The sequence below is a fragment of the Spirillospora sp. NPDC048823 genome (genome assembly GCF_043198445.1).
GTDB lineage: Bacteria > Actinomycetota > Actinomycetes > Streptosporangiales > Streptosporangiaceae > Spirillospora.
The window spans coordinates 259,285-275,738 of record NZ_JBICUT010000005.1; the positions used below are offsets into that span (position 1 = coordinate 259,285).

Sequence of the window (16,454 nt, forward strand, 5' to 3'; positions counted from 1 at the left end):
TGCGGCTCCTTCGCGGGACGTCGGGACGGGCGCCCAGTTTAGGGCAAGGCGTTTCCCGCAGGGAAACACCGGCGCGCGGCCGTTGACATGGCCGGACGGCCATCGTTACCGTGATCGATACGATGTTTCCATATGCGAAACGAAGGGCCGATGCCGTGGGGGTCGACGCGGAGACCTTCCGGACGGTGCTGGGCCAGTGGCCGACGGGCGTCGCGGTCGTCACGACCACCGCCGGGGACGGCTGGCACGGCATGACCGCGAGCTCGTTCAGCAGCGTCAGCCTCGACCCGCCGCTGGTCCTCGTCTGCCTCGCCCGCGACATCCACACCCACGCGCTGGTCGAGCGCAGCGGCATCTTCGCGGTCAGCTTCCTCGGCAAGGACCAGGCCGCGATCGGGCACCGCTTCGCGGGCCGCGAACCCGGCGACCGGTTCGCCGGGCAGCCCTGGGCGGCCGCGCCGACCGGCGCCCCCGTGCTGGGGGCCGCGCTCGGCTGGCTGGACTGCCGGGTCGCGCACGCCTACCCGGGCGGCGACCACACGATCTTCGTCGGGGAGGTCACCGCCGCGCGCGTCCCGCGCCGCACCGCCCCGCTGCTGTTCCACTCCCGCACCTGGGGGCAGCTCGCCGACCCGCTCCCCGACACGGTCGGCATCGCCGACACCGGCCTGGCCGCCGCGCTGCACCGCAGGCTCCGCGCCCACGGCACCGCCGCGTCCCGCGTCTCCCCCGCCGAGGCGGCCAGGCTGCTGGCCTCGGTGCGCGACGCCGGCGTCCGGCTCCGCGGCCCCCTGCCCGCCGGGCCCGCGCCCGGCGGACCGGTGACGGCGGGACCGTTCCCGGCGGGATCGGTGCTGGTGGAGGACGAGACCCGGCTGGCGCTCGTACCGCCCGGCGCCGGCCTCGTCGTGGAGGTCGTGGACGGGCCCTGCGCGCCGGACCTCGTCAGGGCCGCCCGCCTGCGCGGCCTCGCGGCGGTGGGACGCGTCCCGGACGCCTTCCGCGCCGACCGGCACGCCGCCGTGCTCGCCGCGGTCGACCGGTTCGCCGAGGCGGGCTGCGCCGAGATCGCGCTCGACGAGGGGCCCGCCGCCGCGTCACCGCTGCGCGTCCGCGACGTGCTCCAGGACGCGGTCGCCCGGACACGGCCGCTGACGCAGCGCGTGCGCCTGCGCGAATCCCGCGGCCTGGGCCTGGTCAACGCGCTGACCGCCATGAAGAGCGGAGTGCGGCACTTCGACGTCACCCTCGGCGGCGTCGACGGCGGCCTGTGCGCCGAGGACGTGCTGTTCCTGGCCGCCCAGCTGGAGGTGGCCACCCCGATCGACCGGGCCGCCCTGGCGGCGGCCTCCGCCGACCTGGAGGCGATCTGGGGCGCGGCCCTGCCGGGCCGCGCCCACCGGGTCGCGTCCTGACCATCGTGAAAGGAATCGCCCAGAGATGCTGACCGGCGAACGGCTCATCGAGAACATGACCGAGCCCGAACGCGAGCGCGCGGCCCGCGTCGAGAAGGTGCTGCCCGCGCTGCGCGAGGCCGCCGCGCGGGCGGACGCCGAGGCCGCGTTCCCCTCCGGGCACATCGACCTGATCCGCGAGGCCGGGCTGCTCGGCCTCGTCGTGCCCGAAGAGCACGGCGGGCTCGGCGGCGGGCTGCGCGACCTGGCCGCCGCCACGTACGCGATGGGGAGCGCGTGCCCGTCCACCGGGCTGTCGTTCTTCTTCCACAACACCAGCGCCTCGCGCGGGCTGCTGCCGCTGGAGGCGATCGAGGCGGGGCTGTTCACCGGCGAGGAGGCCGAGCCGGTCCGGGCGTTCGCCGAGAAGGTCCTGACGCGGATGGCCGGCGGGACGTGGACGGCCAACTTCGCCAGCGAGGAGGTCAAGAGCTCCGGCGCCAACATCGCGATCGCCACGACCGCGGTCCCGGCCGGGGGCGGCTGGACGCTCAACGGCGTCAAGTCGTTCGGCTGCGCCACCGGCGTCGCCGACACCTACCTGGTGACCGCGCGGCTGGACGGGACGACCGGCGCCGACGGCCTCGCGCTGTTCCTGGTCCCCCGGGACGCGCCGGGCGTCGCGTCCCGCACCCCCTGGAACGGTCTCGGGATGCGCGCGTCCAACAACCACGGCATCACGCTCACCGACGTGTTCGTCCCCGCGGACGAGGCGCTGACCGTGCCGGGCTCGTTCGTGCGGATGCTGACGATGAGCCGGGGCAGCTTCGTCGGCAACCAGCTGGCCATCTCGGCGTGCTACCTCGGCGCCGCGCAGTCGGTCTACGACTTCGCCCTCGACCGCCTCACCCGCGCGACGTTCGCCGACTCCGGCCGCCCGATCGCCTCCTCCCCCATGCACCAGGTGATCATCGGCGACATGACGGAGCGGCTGGAGACCGCCTACCTGTGGATCCGCCGGCAGCTGCAGCTGGAGACCTCCACCCCGCCGCTGCTGCCCAAGCAGGACGTGTACCGGCAGTGGCGGATCGCCAAGGGCGACATCGCCGAGTCGTGCTTCCAGGTCGTGCTCGGCGCGTTCAAGGCGTGCGGGACGTCGGCGGCGACGCTCGACGGCGTCATCGGCCGGGCCATGCGCGACCTGGCGATGGGGCTGGTGATGACGTTCCCCGCCGAACGCGGCAGGCTGGAGGCCGCGCAGATCGTCACGGGGGCCAGGGAGAACGAGTTGTTCGCGAGCGTCGAGAAATGACACCGCCGCACCGCGACCTGGTCGCCGGTGGATGGGCCGACTGCGGCGGCCGCCTGGACCTCGTCCTGGAGGACCCGGCGACCGGCCGCCCGCTCGGGCCCGCCCCGGCCACCGGCGGGTACCGCGTCGAGTGCGCCCTGGCCGCGGCCGAGGCGGCGGCGGAGGGCTGGGCCGCGCGCGGCGACCGCGCCGAACTCCTCGACGCCGTCGCGGACGGGCTGGAAGGGGTGCTCGGCGAGATCGTCCGGCTGGAGGCGTCCGCGACCGGCGTCCCCATCCGCCAGGCCGCGCCGCTCGGCATGATCGTGACCGGGTCCTTCCGGCTGGCCGCCGAGCAGCTGCGCGGCGGCACGGGCGAGATTCTGCGCCGCGAGGACGGCCGCGCCGTGCACGTGCGGCGGCTGCCGTGGGGGCCGGCGCTGTGCCTGGTCCCGTGGAACGCGCCCGCCCCGATGGCGGCGCACAAGGTCGCCAACGCCCTGGCCGCGGGATGCCCCGTGATCCTCAAGCCCAGCGAGTACGCCCCGCACGGCACCCAGGTCCTCGCCGGGGCCGTCGCGGACGTCCTCGCCGGACGGGACGTGCCCGGCGGCGTGTTCCAGCTCGTCCACGGGGACGCGGCGACCGGCGCCCGCCTCACCGGCGACCCGCGGATCCGGGCGGTGTCGTTCACCGGCGGCGCCGCCGGCGGCCGTTCCGTCGCCGCCGCCTGCGCGGCCGGGCTCAAGCCCGTCCAGCTGGAACTCGGCGGCAACAACCCCCTGGTCGTCATGCCGGACGCCGTCCCCGGCCGCGCCGCCCGCGCGGCCGCCGACCTGCTGACGACCCTCAACGGCCAGTGGTGCCGCGCCCTCGGCCGCCTCATCGTCCCGGCGGAATCGCAGGACGCGATCCTGGAGGAGATCGCCGGGCGCCTCTCGGCGCTCCGCGCGGGCCCGCCCCTGGACGAGGACACCGACCTCGGCCCCCTCGTGCACTCACGCCACCGTGCCCTGGTGCGGGGCAGGCGCGACGCGCTCGGCGGGCGGGTCATCGCCACCACCGAGGTCCCCGCCGAAGGCAATTACCTCGCCCCCGCGCTGGTCACCGGAGTGGACCCCGGCGACGCCACCGAGGAGATCTTCGGGCCGGTCGCGACCGTCCACCCGTACCGGACGCTCGACGAGGCGGTGGCCCTGGCCAACGGCACCGCCTACGGCCTGGAGGGCTATGTCGCCGGCGCCGACGAGGACGCCGCGCTGGCCGTGGCCCGCCGGATCCGCGCCGGGGAGGTCAAGGTCAACGGGTCGAGCGTCATGAGCCTGCACCTGTTCGCGCCGCGTCCCGCCTGGGGCGCGTCCGGGCTGGGCGAGGAGGGCACCGCCGAGACCCTCCGCTTCTTCACCAACCCGCAGGTCGTGGGGGTGGAGAACGCCGGCGCCCTGCACGCCCGGGGGGACGCGTGACACCGGTCCTGGTCGCCGGCGCCGGCCCCGTCGGGCTGACGGCCGCGCTGGCGCTGGCCCGCCGGGGCATCGCGGTGACCGTGCTGGAGGCCGGGGACGCGCTGGCCGCCGAGTCGCGGGCGTCCACCTTCCACCCGCCGTCGCTGGAGATGCTCGCCGGTCTCGGAGTCCTGGACGAGCTGATGGAGCGCGGCCGGATCTCCCGCACGTTCCAGTACCGGGAACGGCGCGGCGGCGTCATCGCCGAGCTGGACCTGTCGCTGCTGTCGGGCGACACCCCCTACCCGTTCCGCGTCCAGTGCGAGCAGGGCAGGCTCACGCCGCTCCTGCTGGCGCACCTGCTGGAGGCGGGCGGCGAGGTGCGGTTCGGGGCGCGGGTGCGCGACGTCCTGACCCACGCAGGCGGCGTCCAGGTGACGACCGAGGACGGCGTCCCGTACCGGGGCGGCTGGCTCGTCGGCGCGGACGGCGCCGGATCGGCCGTCCGGCGGTGCGCGGGCCTGAAGTTCGACGGGCTCACCTACCCCGAGCGGTTCCTCGTCGCGTCCACCCGCACCGACGTGGCGGCGCTGCTGCCCGGGATCGCGGACGTGAACTACGTGTTCGACCCCGACGAGTGGCTGGTGCTGCTGCGCACCCCCGACCACTGGCGGGTGCTGTTCCCCACCCCCGCCGGCACCCCCGACGCGGACGAACTGGCGCGGCTGCCGGACCGGCTGCGCGGCGTCGCCGACACCGGGTGGGACGTGGCGCACGCGAGCCTGTACCGGGTCCACCAGCGGGTGGCCGACCGGTTCCGGACCGGCCGGGTGCTGCTGGCCGGGGACGCCGCGCACGTCAACAACCCGCTCGGCGGGATGGGCATGAACAGCGGCATCCACGACGCCGTCCTGATGGCGGACGCGCTCGCCGGGGTGCTGGCCGGCGGCCCCGAGTCGGAGGTGGACGCCGTCGCCGCCGCCCGCCGCGACGTCGCGCTGACGTACGTGGGACGCGCGACCCACGCCAACTGGGAGCGGATGCGCGACCCCGGGCTCTACCACGCCGAACTGCGGGCCCTCGCCGCCGATCCCGGCGCGGCCCGGCGGCATCTGCTGCGCAGCTCGATGATCGCCTCCCTGCGGGACGTGGCGTGACCCGCGCCGGGCCGGGCGCCGAGATCGTCCGGGAGAACCCGGCGCGGCTCGGCGAGACCGTCGGCCGGGTGCCGGTGGCGGACGCCGCGGACGTGGACCGCGCCGTCCGGGCTGCCGAGGCCGCCCAGCGGGACTGGCGGGACGTCCCCGCCGCCGAACGGGCGGAGGCCCTGCGCCGGGCGGCCGCGGCGGTCGAGTCCGCCGGCGGGACGGCGGTGCTGCTCGCGCGGGAGTCCGGCAAGCCCCTGGCCGACTGCGAGGGCGAGATCCGGTTCGCCGCGGCGTACCTGCGCTGGGTCGCCGGCCACGCGCCCGCCGCGTACGCCGACCGGGAGGTGGACGACGCGGCGGGCCGGCTGCTCCTGCGGCACCGCCCGTACGGGGTCGTCGCCGCGATCACGCCGTGGAACGCGCCGGTCATCCTGGCGCTGCTCAAGGTCGGCCCGGCCCTCGCGGCCGGCAACGCCGCCGTGGTGAAGCCCTCGCCGCTGGCGCCGCTGGCCGTGGCGCGGGTGCTGGAGTCGTTCCCGCGGGACCTCGTCCACGTCGTGCACGGCGGCGCCGGGACGGGACGGGCGCTGGTGGCGCACCCGCGGGTCCACCGGGTGGCGTTCACCGGCGGCGCGGAGGCGGCGCGCGACATCGGCGCGGCCGCCGCCTCGGCGATCACGCCGTCCGTGCTGGAGCTGGGCGGCAACGACCCGGTGGTGCTGCTGGACGACGCCCGCCTGGACGACGCGGCCATGGACCGGCTCGTCATGGCGTCCTTCGCGACCGCCGGGCAGGTGTGCATGGCCGCCAAGCGCGTCTACGTGCCGCGGTCGAGGTTCGCCGACGTCCGCGACGCCTACGTCGCGGCAGCCGCGCGCACCATCGTGCTCGGCGATCCGCTCGACGCGGGGACGACGGTCGGCCCGGTGATCTCCGCGGACGCGGCGCGGCGGGTACGGGGACTGGTGACCGGCGCGGCGCGGCGCGGCGCGTCGGCCACCGCGCTCGGCGCGGTGCGCGTCGACCTCGCCCGGGGCCACTTCGTCCGGCCGGCGCTGGTCACCGGGGCCGGCGACGACGACCCGGTGGTGGCCGGGGAGCAGTTCGGGCCGGTGGTGCCGCTGCTGCCCTACGACGGCGAGGACGAGGTACTCGCCCGCGCGAACGCCGGTGAGCTCGGCCTCGGCGCCTCGGTCTGGTCCGCCGACGAGGATCGCGCGTTCGCGTTCGCCCGCGGGTTCGAGGCGGGGTTCACGTTCGTCAACACCCACAACCGGACGGGCATGTCGCTGCGCGCGCCGTTCGGCGGGGTGAAGCGCAGCGGTCACGGCCGCGAGTACGGCACCGAGGGGCTGCTGGAGTACGTGCAGACGTGCGCCGTGCACGCTCCGGCGGCGTTCCGGGCGGGCGGCGCGGGCATGGGCGCGGGCGCCTACCCGTCCTGAGCATCGGCCCCTTCCCGAGGTCCGGCCCGTCCCGGGCAAGCGTTACCGGATCGCGCTCTGCGGGCCGTTGACGGGCGGCGCCCGGAGGCCGCTAATTGAGGAAACAATGGAAACGTCGTTTCACAGAGTGGAACGACAAGCTCCGGAGGCAGCATGCGTGCCACCCGCGCAGCCCGAGCCCTGGCCGTCGCCACCACCGCCGTCGCCGCCGCCACAGCCGTCGCCACCGCGCCGGCGGCCGCGGCTCCCGCCCGGGCCGCCGCCACCAGGATCCAGACCACGGTCGAGATCCGGTGCGCGTTCACGACCCTCGACCAGAGCGCCGACTGGTACTTCCCGTCCGGGACCCCGGAGGGCCTGGTCTGGCTCCAGCACGGCTTCGCCCGCGCCAACGACCACGTCGCAGACCTGGCGGGCGAGTACGCGTCCGCGGGCTACCTGGTGTTCGCCCCGACCCTGCCCAGCGGGCACATCTTCGGCTGCACACTGCAGAACATCGGCAACAACACCGACTTCCTCGGCAACGTCGCCGACCTGTTCGGCAGGGCGTCCGACCCCGGCGGCAAGCTCGGCCGCAGCCTGGCCAGGGCCAAGGCCGAGGCCGGGCGCCCGGAGGTGACCATCCCGTCCTCCATGGTCTTCTCCGGCCACTCGGCCGGCGGCGAGGCGGTCGCCTACGTCGCGAACCGGGTCCGCACCGACCACCCGGCGGCGTGGACGGGCCTGCGCGGCCTGGTGCTGCTGGACCCGGTGAAGTCCTTCATCGGCGACAACCTCGTCACGGGCCTGGACGGGCTGGACGGCACCGGCCGGCAGATCCGCACGATCTCCGCGCCCGACAACCCCTGCAACAACGGCAGTTCCGGCACCGAGGCCGTCCAGTCCGAGGTGCACGGCCCGTTCGTCGGCGTGCGGCTCACCAGCGGGGACCACACCGACGCCGAGGGCGCGAGCACCGACTCGATCGGCACGATCGCCTGCGGCACCCCCGAGGCCGGGAACGTCGCCGCCCTGCAGACGTTCGCGGTGGCGTGGGCCAGGGACGCCTTCGACGGCACCCGGACGCCCGCCTACCTGCCCGGCGGCGCCTACTACCAGAACCTGCTGTCGGCGGGCACGATCGAGACCCTGACCGGGGCCTCCTGACCGGACGCGCGGCCCCGGCCTCCGTTCCCGCGGGCGCCGGGGCCCGCCGCCGGACCCGAAGTTTCTCGGCGGGACTATGGCGGCCACCGGACCGCGATTGTAGGGTTTGGAAACAGCGTTTCGCCAGTGGAACCAGGAGGTCCCCATGGGTCCGGTCCGGGTGGCCGCCGTCCAGTTCGCGGCCGGGCGGGACGCCGGCGCGAACCTGGCCACCTGCCTGCGGCTGATCGACGAGGCGGCCGGCACGGGCGCTGACCTCATCGTCCTCCCGGAGTTCTGCAACCGCATCTCCTGGTACGACGACCGTGACGCGGCGGTCGGGAACGCCTGCCTCCCGGACGGGCCGTTCCTGACCGCCGTCGCCGCCCGGGCCGCCGCGCACCGCGCGCACGTCAAGATCAATGTGACGCTGGCCGGCGCGGACGGCCGCGTCACCGTCGCGAACCTGCTCTACGGACCGGACGGCGCCCTGCTCGGCCGCTCGGACAAGCTCGTCCTCATGGGCGCCGAGGGCGACCACCTCGACCCCGGCACCCGGGCCGGGCCGGTGATCGCCACCCCGCTCGGCCGGCTCGGCATGTACGCGTGCATGGAGGGCGTCACCAGCGAGGTCCCCCGCGACCTCGCCGTCCGGGGCGCGCAGGTGCTGCTCAACAGCCTCAACTCGTTCGCGGTGGACGAGGCGAGCCTGCACATCCCCGTGCGGGCCGCCGAGAACCGCGTGTGGGTGGTGGCGGCCAACAAGGTCGGCCCGCTGCTGCCCGCGGAACTGCTGCCCGCCATCGGCGAACGGCTCGGCGTCCCCGCCGACCTGCTGGACGGCGCGGGCGAAAGCCAGATCGTCGCCCCCGACGGCACCGTCGTGGCCAAGGCGCCGCGCACCGGGGAGGCGGTCGTCGTCGCCGACATCGACCCCGCGCTCGCCGACGACAAGGTCCGCCCGGACGGGACGGACCTGTTCGCGGCGCGCAGGCCCGCGCTCTACGCGCCGATCGTCGCCACGCCGGGGCCGCGCACCGCGCCCGCCGGGGCGGCGAAGCTCACCGCCGCCGTGGTCCGCTCCCCGGGGCTCGTCGCCGAGGCGGCGCGGGCGGGCGCCGAGCTCGTCGTCCTGCCCGAACTCGCGTTCGGCGCCGCAGCCGGGCCCGGCGAGGTCGCCCGCGCGCTCGCCGCCGCCGTCCGGGGAACCGGCGCCCACGCGGTGACCACCGTCCGGGACGGCGGCGCGCACACGGCGTACCTGGTCGGCGCCGGCGGCATCGCGGGCCGCCAGCCCCGGCTGCACGGCGGCGCCGGGGAACGCCTGGAGATCTTCACCCTCCCCTGGGGGCGGCTCGTGCTGATCGCCGGCGACGACGCGCTGTTCCCCGAGACGTTCCGGCTCGCCGCGATCGCCGACGCCGACGTGGTCGCCGTGCCGTTCACCCCGCTGGAACCGTGGGAGACCGGGCTGGGGCTGCCCGAGCGGTCCGCCGAGAACCGGCTGAACGTCGTCGCGTCCGGCCCGGACGGCGGCCTGATCCTGGCCCTGCCGGCCGACTTCACGCTGTGGACGTCGTGGGACGGCCCGTTCGAGGGCCGCATCAGCCACCCCCTGGTCACCCGGACCGAAGAGCCCATGACCATCGCGGCCGTCCACCCCGCCCAGGCCGTCAACCGGCTCGTCTCCAAGAACACCGACCTGGTCGGCGGGCGCCCCGCGCACGCGGTCGCCGCGCTGGCCGACGACGCACCGAGCGGAGCGCCCCGTTGAAGGAAACCCTGCAGCACGTCGAGCAGATGCTCGACGAGTCCCCCACCGTGGACGTGACCGAGACCTTCCACCGGTTCGGCGCGATCCTCGACGGGCTCAAGGCGAAGATCGACGCCCGGTTCGAGCTGACGCGCGACCCGTCCACCGAGGCGCTGGAGTCCTACGGCACCTACCCCGACGGGCCGGGCGGGACGCTCGCCGCCTACAGCGGGCCGGAGGTCGACTGGATGGTGCGCTCCTGGCTCGGCAACCCGGCCGCGAGCTTCGCCAACCTGCACCTGACCGTGTGGCTCGGCCCGCAGATCCGGGTACCGCACCTCGGCATCGCGCTGCTGGTCTGGCCGGAGGGCTGGTTCTACGCCGACTCCGTGCCGCGGGCGAACCTGCTCACCGACGGCGCGTACTACGACCGGTACTACGAGCCGCTGAACGACGGGTGGCTGGCGTTCCGCGAGCAGAACCCCGACTTCGAGTGGTTCACCAGCCGCGCCGGCTTCATCCGGGCGAGCCTGTCGCCGACCGCGCACTGCCACTCCTTCCCCCGCGGGGAGAAGAACATCGAGCTGGTGGGGCAGGTGCTGGAGGAGCACGTCGGCCGCTGGCTCGGCTGGGTCGACGAGGCCGAACCCGTCCCCGAGGCCGAACGGCCCGCGCTCGCCGCCGCCGACCTGGCGACCCGCCGCAACATCGCCGACCGCGACCCCGCCAACGTGATGGGCGTCCGCTACTTCGGGCAGGAGACCACCGACCGCCTCGTCCGCGGGCTGTGGGGCGGCGACCGGGAACTGCCGCGCCCATGAACGTCCGGTCCCTGTGGTGGTCGGCGGGAACCGGCGGCAGCCCGCCCTTCGGCACCGCCCACATCAAGGTCTACTACCCGGCGCGCGCGGAGGGCACCGACGCCGAGCGGCTCTCCGGGCGGATCCCGCCCGACCCCGCCGGCGCGCCCTACCCCGTCGTGGTGTTCTGCTCCGGCGTGAACGTCGAGCAGTCCGTGTACCGCCCGTTCGCCGCCGCGATCGCCGCCGCCGGTTTCGCCGTGGTGACGTTCGACCGGGTCGCCGAGCTGTTCGGCGGCCAGGTCGGGCTCACCCCCGGCGTCGACCTGGACGCGGCCCGTCCCGACGCCTACGGCACCCGCCCGACCTGCCCGGCGCTGCCCGCCGTGATCGGCGCGCTGGAGGAGATCGGCCCGCTAAAGGGGGTGCTCGACCTCGACCGGATCGCGCTCGGCGGGCACTCGGCGGGCGGCACCGTCGTCCTGCAGTCGGCCCGGTTCGTGCCCGGCGTCCGCGCCTGCTTCGCCTACGGCGCCCACACGATGGTCGCCACCATGCTGGGCTGGCCGGCGGGCACCGTCCTGCCCGCGCAGGTCGAATGCCCGGTGCTGCTGGGCGTCGGCAGCCGCGACGGCGTGATCGCGGGCAGCTCCGACCGGTACGGGCAGGACGCCGGAGCCGATCCGGTGACCCGCACCTTCACCGAGGCCCTGTCGGGCCCCGATGACCTGCTCGCCGTCCTCAAGGGCGCCAACCACTTCGCCATCGCGGACCCCGTCGACCCGACCGCGGCCCGCGCCTTCCTCGACCTGGAGCCCGAGACCGACCCCGCCGCGGCCCGCGGCGCCTACACGGACCTCACCGTCGCCTTCCTCCGCGCCCACCTGCGCGGCGAGGAGACGGCGCCGTCCGCCGACCCGGCGCACATCGACCTGCGGCGCCGATAGGGAGCCGACATGCTCAAGAACTTCTGGTACGCGGTGGAGTTCGCCGACGCCGTCACCCGCGCCCCCAAGCGCGTCACCTGCCTCGGCCAGGACTTCGTCCTCTACCGCAAGCGCGACGGCGGCGCGGTCTGCCTGTCCGACCTGTGCGCCCATCGCGGCGCCGCGCTGTCGATGGGCAAGGTGGTGGACGACCAGATCGCCTGCCCCTACCACGGCTGGCGCTACGAGCCGGGCGGCGGCTGCACCCTGATCCCCGCCAATCCCGAGGGCCGCGGCATCCCCAAGAAGGCCCGCGTCGACTCCTATCCCGTCCGGGAGGAGTACGGCATGATCTGGGCGTTCCTCGGCGATCTTCCGGAGGGCGAGCGGCCCCCCATCCCGCACTTCCCCGAGGACGACGACCCGGCGTTCGCCCGGGTGAACGTCGAGATGGTCATCGAGGCCAACTACGAGCGGACGTTCGAGAACGTCGTGGACGCCGCCCACACGCCGTTCGTCCACGGCACCCGGTTCGGCAACCCGGACAAGCCGCAGATCCCCGACTACGAGATCACCCAGGACGACTGGTCGGCGGTGGCCGACATCCTGCTCAGCCCGCCGCCCGCGCGGGGCCTGTGGAAACGCCTCTACAAGAAGGAGGGGCCCAGCGAGCTGGTCGTCACCAACGGCTGGTTCCTGCCGAACATCGTCAAGCTGCACGTCCGGCTGCCGTTCGGCGACATGATCCTCTACGACCACAACGTCCCGCTGAGCCGGGACCGCACCCTCGTCAAGATCGTCGGCTACCGGAACTTCTTCACCGGGAAGTGGGCCGACCGGGACGCCCGCCGCCGCATCGCGAGCATCCTGCTCCAGGACAAGCCCGTCGTGGAGAGCCAGCGCCCCGAGCTGCTGCCCTACGACCTGCCCGCCGAACTCCACCTGCGCAGCGACGCCCTCCAGGTCGCCTACCGGCGCCGCCGGCGGCAGCTGATGGCCGACGGCTGGTGGATCGGCGACGAGGACATGATGTCCGACGCCGGGCCGCGCCAGAGCGCCGTCGTCATCGCCTCGCCCGCCCGCCGCGAGAACCCCGAGCTGGCGCGGGCCTGGATGCACAGAGCGCGGGGCGCGGAAACACCGAGCGCGAAGACGCCAGGCACGGAGACGCCCGGCACGGAGACGCCCAATGGCACGGCGAAGGACGCGCCCGCGGGCGGCGCGCCCGCGGAGGACACCGTGACGGCCGCGCAGGCGACCGGCGAAGGAGAAGAGGACAAGTGACGACGTCCCTGCCCAAGGCACTGAGCGACCGGACGATGGCGGCGCTGGCCGGCGTCGAGAACCTGACCCGGGTCGCCGAACGGGAACTGACGAGCCCGATGTCGCCCGGCCCGGTCGGCGAACTGGAGGTCCTGCGCGGCGAGCGCATCGCCAAGGTCGTCCGCATCGCGCTGACGGTCGGGCAGATCGGCATGGACAGCCACATGATCTTCGCGTTCACCCCGGCGGACTCGGCCGTCCCGCACTTCACGCTCGACTCGGTCATGGCGGGCGGCCGGCTCGCCTACCACATCGACCTCGTCCAGCGCGCCGACCTGGCCTGCCACCTGGAGTACACCGACGCGGTCTACCAGCCCCTCACCCCGGCGTTCGAGGAGGTCCGCGAGCGGTTCGGGCCGTCCACCGCCGCGATCGGCCCCCGCCAGCACGCGATGATGTCGCCCTGGATGCTGGTGAACCGGGCCGACGAGGAGCACTTCACCCGGATCGGCGCTTACCTGGAGCGGTACTTCGAGCACTGGCGGGGCCTGGTCGACAAGGGCCTGCCCGCCGAGGTCCTGGCGACCCTCGCCGACACCGACCTGGCGGCGCGCGACGAGCGCAGCCGGGCGAACCTGTTCAGCCCGGAGGTCGACCCCGTCTGGGCCAACGTCACGCGGCTGCTCGGCGACGAGCAGACCGAGGCGCTGCGCGGCGAGCTGCTGACGAACGAGCTGCCGGCGAACAAAGTGCCGGCGAACGAGGTGCGGGGTGGCTGAGCCCAGCGAGTGGCAGACCCGGATCGCCGGCGAATGGCACGGCCGCCCGTCGCTGTTCGACGGCACCGGGACCTGGCAGGGCTACGAGGACATCCGCCGGTCGTCGGTGTTCGAGGACGGGACGACCACCTACTACATGGACGGCGGGCTGGAGGGCGGCGGCCCGCTGGCCGGGCGGTTCCGGCTGGGCGCGCCGTTCGCGTTCGGGGTCGTCGACTCAGACAGCGACCGCATCTACACCGGCCCCGACTTCCACGGCACCGGCCAGCCCTACGGCGGGTTCGTCGACGCGCACTACTACGGGCCCGGCTGGCAGGTCGACCTCAACACCTGGAACCACGTGCTCCCGGACGGCGAGACGCAGGTCTACTCGTCCACCCTCTACCAGGGCTGGGCGCTCGTCGGCTGCTTCAACGGCGTCTACCGGCGCACCACCGACTACGACGCCAACCCCGGGACCAGGGAGGCGATCGCGGCGTTCCTCAAGGACGAGACCCGCAACGGCCCGACGCCCCACATCCTGCCCACCAAGCAGGCAGGCGCCTACTCCGGCACCTGCGAGCTGTGGGGCGCCGACCAGAAGCTCATCGGCGACGTGACCGTGTCGGTCGAGCTGGAGCCGGTCGACCTGCTGCGCACCCGCCGGCACGTCACCTGGTCCGGCGCCCTCGACCGCACGTACACGGTGGAGGCCCGGCGGGACGGGTTCCGGCACTTCTACGAGGGCCCGGACGCCTGGGGCAACGCGATCTCGTTCGGCCGCGCGAACTACCCCAGCCTGCACTTCACCGACGTGTGGAAGGCCAAGGGCCGCGAGTTCATGATCGACGCCTCCCCGGGGATGTCGGCCGGCGAGACGCTGACCGCCGTCTACGAGCTGTTCGAGGGCAACGTGCTGACGTGCGTGCTGCACGGCGTCCTCACCTGGGAGGCGGCATGACCGGCCAGGCGGCCACCGTGGTCATCACGGGCGGCACCCGGGGCATCGGCCTCGGCCTGGCACGGGAGTTCCTCGCCAGGGACGCGCGGGTCGCGATCTGCGGCCGGTCCCGCGAAGGCGTCGGCAAGGCCGTCGCCGAACTCGGCGAGGGCGCGATCGGGACGGTCTGCGACGTGGCCGACCGCGACCAGGTGCAGGCCCTGTGGGACTGGGCGGCCGCCGAACTCGGCCGCATCGACCACTGGATCAACAACGCCGGCGTCTCCACGTCCCGCGTGCCGCTCGCCGAAACGCCCGCCGGGCAGCTCGACACGATCGTCGCCGTCAACCTGCTCGGCACGCTGCACGGCAGCGCCGTGGCGGTGGCGGGCATGACCGCGCAGGGCGGCGGGACGGTCTGGAACATGGCCGGCCTCGGCAGCGACGGCCGCACCGTTCCCGGACTGATCGCCTACGGCGCCACCAAACGCGGTTCCGACTACCTCACCACCGGGCTCGCCAAGGAGGTCCAGGGCGGCCCCGTGAAGGTCGCGCACCTGTCCCCCGGCATGGTCGTCACCGACCTGCTGCTCAGGGACTACTCCCCCGAGGAGCTGGAGAAGGCCAAGAAGATCTTCAACATCCTCGCCGACCGGGTGGAGACCGTGACGCCCTGGCTCGCCGCGAAGATCCTCGCCGGCACCCGGAACGGCGGGAAGGTCGCCTGGCTGACCACACCCAAGATCATGGGACGTTTCGCCGCGGCGCGGTTCCGCAAGCGCGACCTGTTCGCCGACGCGCCATGACCGGCTACCCGGTCTCCCTCGCCGTCGAGGACTTCGTCCCCGTCGCGCTGACCGCGCTCGGCGTCGCGGCGCTGCGGCACCGCCATCCCCTCGTCCTGCCCGCGGCGGTCCTGGTGGTGTCCGGCGGGTTCGCCAAGGCCACGTGGAAGCTCATCGTCGCGCTCGGCGGCCCCGACCTGCAGTGGCTGCATCACGCGCTGTTCCCGCTGCTGGCCACCGGATTCACCCTGCTGGCGTTCGCGCTGACGCGGGGCCGGTGGCGGGCCGTCCTGCCCGTCCCCCCCGCCGCCGCCCTGGCCGCCTCGGCGGCCCTGCGCGACACCTGGCCCGCCATGGTGTGGACGATCGCGGCGGTGACCGCCGCGGCGGTGCTGCTGGCGCTGGAGGCCCGCCGCCGCGGCGACCCGTTAACGGCGGCGCTGTTCACGCTGTGGCTGGCCGCCCAGTACCTGCTCGGCCCGATGGCGGCACGGGCCGAGCAGTCCATCGCCCTGCAGTGGGCCGAGCAGTCCTGCAACACCATCGCCCAGGCGGCCTTCGCGGCCGCCGCCTGGCGGCTCGCCCGCACCACCGAAGCGAACGAGACCAAGGAGGCGGTGCCGGCATGACCGACGCACTCGGCTGGCGGCGCAAGTTCGGAGTCATCGCGCCGTCCACCAACACCATCGTGGAGCCCGACTTCCACCGGATGGGCGTCGCCGGCGTGACGTCGCACTTCTCCCGCATCCACATCCGCGACCAGAACATGGACGGCGACGCGGGCATGGAGCGGCTGCTGGAGCAGATCCGCGACGAGATCGGCGCGGCCTGCGAACGCGTGCTGACCTGCGAACCGGACTACATGGTGATGGGCATGTCCGCCGAGACGTTCTGGGGCGGCGTGGAGGGCAACAAGGAGTTCGTCCGCCAGATCCACGGCATCACCGGCCTGCGGGTGGCGACCGGGGCCGAGGCGTGCGAGCGGGCCCTGAAGCTGTACGGCGCCCGGCGCATCGGCGTCGTCACGCCCTACCAGCCGGTCGGCGACGAGAACGTCCGGCGGTTCTTCACCGAGATCGGTTTCACCGTCGACGAGATCATCGGCCTGAAATGCCCGACGGCGGTGTCCATCGCGCACGTCACCGTGGACGAGCTGCGCACGGCCCTGCGGGAGCTGGCCGCCGGCGAGGTGGACGCCATCGTCCAGTGCGGCACGAACCTGTCGATGGTCGGCCTGGCCGACGAGGCCGAACGGTGGCTGGGCCTGCCCGTCATCGCGATCAACGCCGCCACCTGGTGGATGGCCCTGCGCGACAACGGCGTCGACGACCGGGTCGAAGGCGCCGGCGGCCTCCTGCGCGACCACTGACCCCGGGGGCCG

Annotated in this window: 15 protein-coding genes; all 15 read left to right on the forward strand. The window is 74.5% G+C overall.

Translation table 11 applies throughout. The features are described 5' to 3' along the window. The first annotated feature begins 155 nt into the window (after nt 1–155). The 15 genes from ACGFK0_RS14645 (at nt 156) to ACGFK0_RS14715 (ending at nt 16,442) form a co-directional block, all read left to right on the forward strand. Entirely contained in the window at nt 156–1,415 is a 1,260-nt protein-coding gene (locus tag ACGFK0_RS14645) for a flavin reductase (protein ID WP_392904689.1), read from the forward strand. Nucleotides 1,416–1,440: 25 nt separating this feature from the next. Beyond that, nucleotides 1,441–2,706 (forward strand): acyl-CoA dehydrogenase family protein, encoded by a 1,266-nt coding sequence (locus tag ACGFK0_RS14650; RefSeq protein ID WP_392904692.1) that lies wholly within the window; start codon nt 1,441–1,443, stop codon nt 2,704–2,706. Continuing rightward, complete coding sequence (locus tag ACGFK0_RS14655; protein WP_392904695.1) at nt 2,703–4,151, forward strand: aldehyde dehydrogenase family protein; 1,449 nt, start codon at nt 2,703–2,705, stop codon at nt 4,149–4,151. Before ACGFK0_RS14650 ends, ACGFK0_RS14655 begins: the two co-directional genes overlap by 4 nt. Further along, complete coding sequence (locus ACGFK0_RS14660) at nt 4,148–5,287, forward strand: FAD-dependent oxidoreductase (protein WP_392904698.1); 1,140 nt, start codon at nt 4,148–4,150, stop codon at nt 5,285–5,287. Before ACGFK0_RS14655 ends, ACGFK0_RS14660 begins: the two co-directional genes overlap by 4 nt. Further along, nucleotides 5,284–6,723 (forward strand): aldehyde dehydrogenase family protein, encoded by a 1,440-nt coding sequence (locus tag ACGFK0_RS14665; protein ID WP_392904701.1) that lies wholly within the window; start codon nt 5,284–5,286, stop codon nt 6,721–6,723. Before ACGFK0_RS14660 ends, ACGFK0_RS14665 begins: the two co-directional genes overlap by 4 nt. Nucleotides 6,724–6,876: 153 nt before the next feature. Further along, nucleotides 6,877–7,869, forward strand: coding sequence for a hypothetical protein (locus ACGFK0_RS14670; RefSeq protein ID WP_392904704.1), 993 nt, complete (start codon nt 6,877–6,879; stop codon nt 7,867–7,869). A gap of 145 nt (nt 7,870–8,014) precedes the next feature. Next, complete coding sequence (locus tag ACGFK0_RS14675; protein WP_392904707.1) at nt 8,015–9,622, forward strand: nitrilase-related carbon-nitrogen hydrolase; 1,608 nt, start codon at nt 8,015–8,017, stop codon at nt 9,620–9,622. Continuing rightward, nucleotides 9,619–10,422, forward strand: a complete 804-nt coding sequence (locus ACGFK0_RS14680; RefSeq protein WP_392904709.1) for an oxidoreductase — start codon at nt 9,619–9,621, stop codon at nt 10,420–10,422. The genes ACGFK0_RS14675 and ACGFK0_RS14680 overlap by 4 nt, the downstream gene beginning before the upstream one ends. Next, a complete protein-coding gene (locus ACGFK0_RS14685) occupies nt 10,419–11,348 on the forward strand; it encodes an alpha/beta hydrolase family protein (protein WP_392904712.1) in 930 nt (309 codons plus the stop codon). The genes ACGFK0_RS14680 and ACGFK0_RS14685 overlap by 4 nt, the downstream gene beginning before the upstream one ends. Nucleotides 11,349–11,357: 9 nt before the next feature. Next, complete coding sequence (locus ACGFK0_RS14690) at nt 11,358–12,611, forward strand: Rieske 2Fe-2S domain-containing protein (protein WP_392904715.1); 1,254 nt, start codon at nt 11,358–11,360, stop codon at nt 12,609–12,611. Then, nucleotides 12,608–13,369, forward strand: coding sequence for a hypothetical protein (locus ACGFK0_RS14695; protein ID WP_392904718.1), 762 nt, complete (start codon nt 12,608–12,610; stop codon nt 13,367–13,369). The genes ACGFK0_RS14690 and ACGFK0_RS14695 overlap by 4 nt, the downstream gene beginning before the upstream one ends. Further along, nucleotides 13,362–14,309, forward strand: coding sequence for a hypothetical protein (locus ACGFK0_RS14700; protein ID WP_392904720.1), 948 nt, complete (start codon nt 13,362–13,364; stop codon nt 14,307–14,309). The genes ACGFK0_RS14695 and ACGFK0_RS14700 overlap by 8 nt, the downstream gene beginning before the upstream one ends. Further along, nucleotides 14,306–15,094, forward strand: a complete 789-nt coding sequence (locus tag ACGFK0_RS14705; RefSeq protein WP_392904722.1) for an SDR family oxidoreductase — start codon at nt 14,306–14,308, stop codon at nt 15,092–15,094. The genes ACGFK0_RS14700 and ACGFK0_RS14705 overlap by 4 nt, the downstream gene beginning before the upstream one ends. Beyond that, nucleotides 15,091–15,702: a hypothetical protein gene (locus ACGFK0_RS14710; protein ID WP_392904725.1), complete on the forward strand. Its 612-nt coding sequence runs from the start codon at nt 15,091–15,093 to the stop codon at nt 15,700–15,702. The genes ACGFK0_RS14705 and ACGFK0_RS14710 overlap by 4 nt, the downstream gene beginning before the upstream one ends. Next, complete coding sequence (locus ACGFK0_RS14715) at nt 15,699–16,442, forward strand: arylmalonate decarboxylase (RefSeq protein WP_392904728.1); 744 nt, start codon at nt 15,699–15,701, stop codon at nt 16,440–16,442. Before ACGFK0_RS14710 ends, ACGFK0_RS14715 begins: the two co-directional genes overlap by 4 nt. The last annotated feature ends 12 nt before the right edge of the window (nt 16,443–16,454 follow it).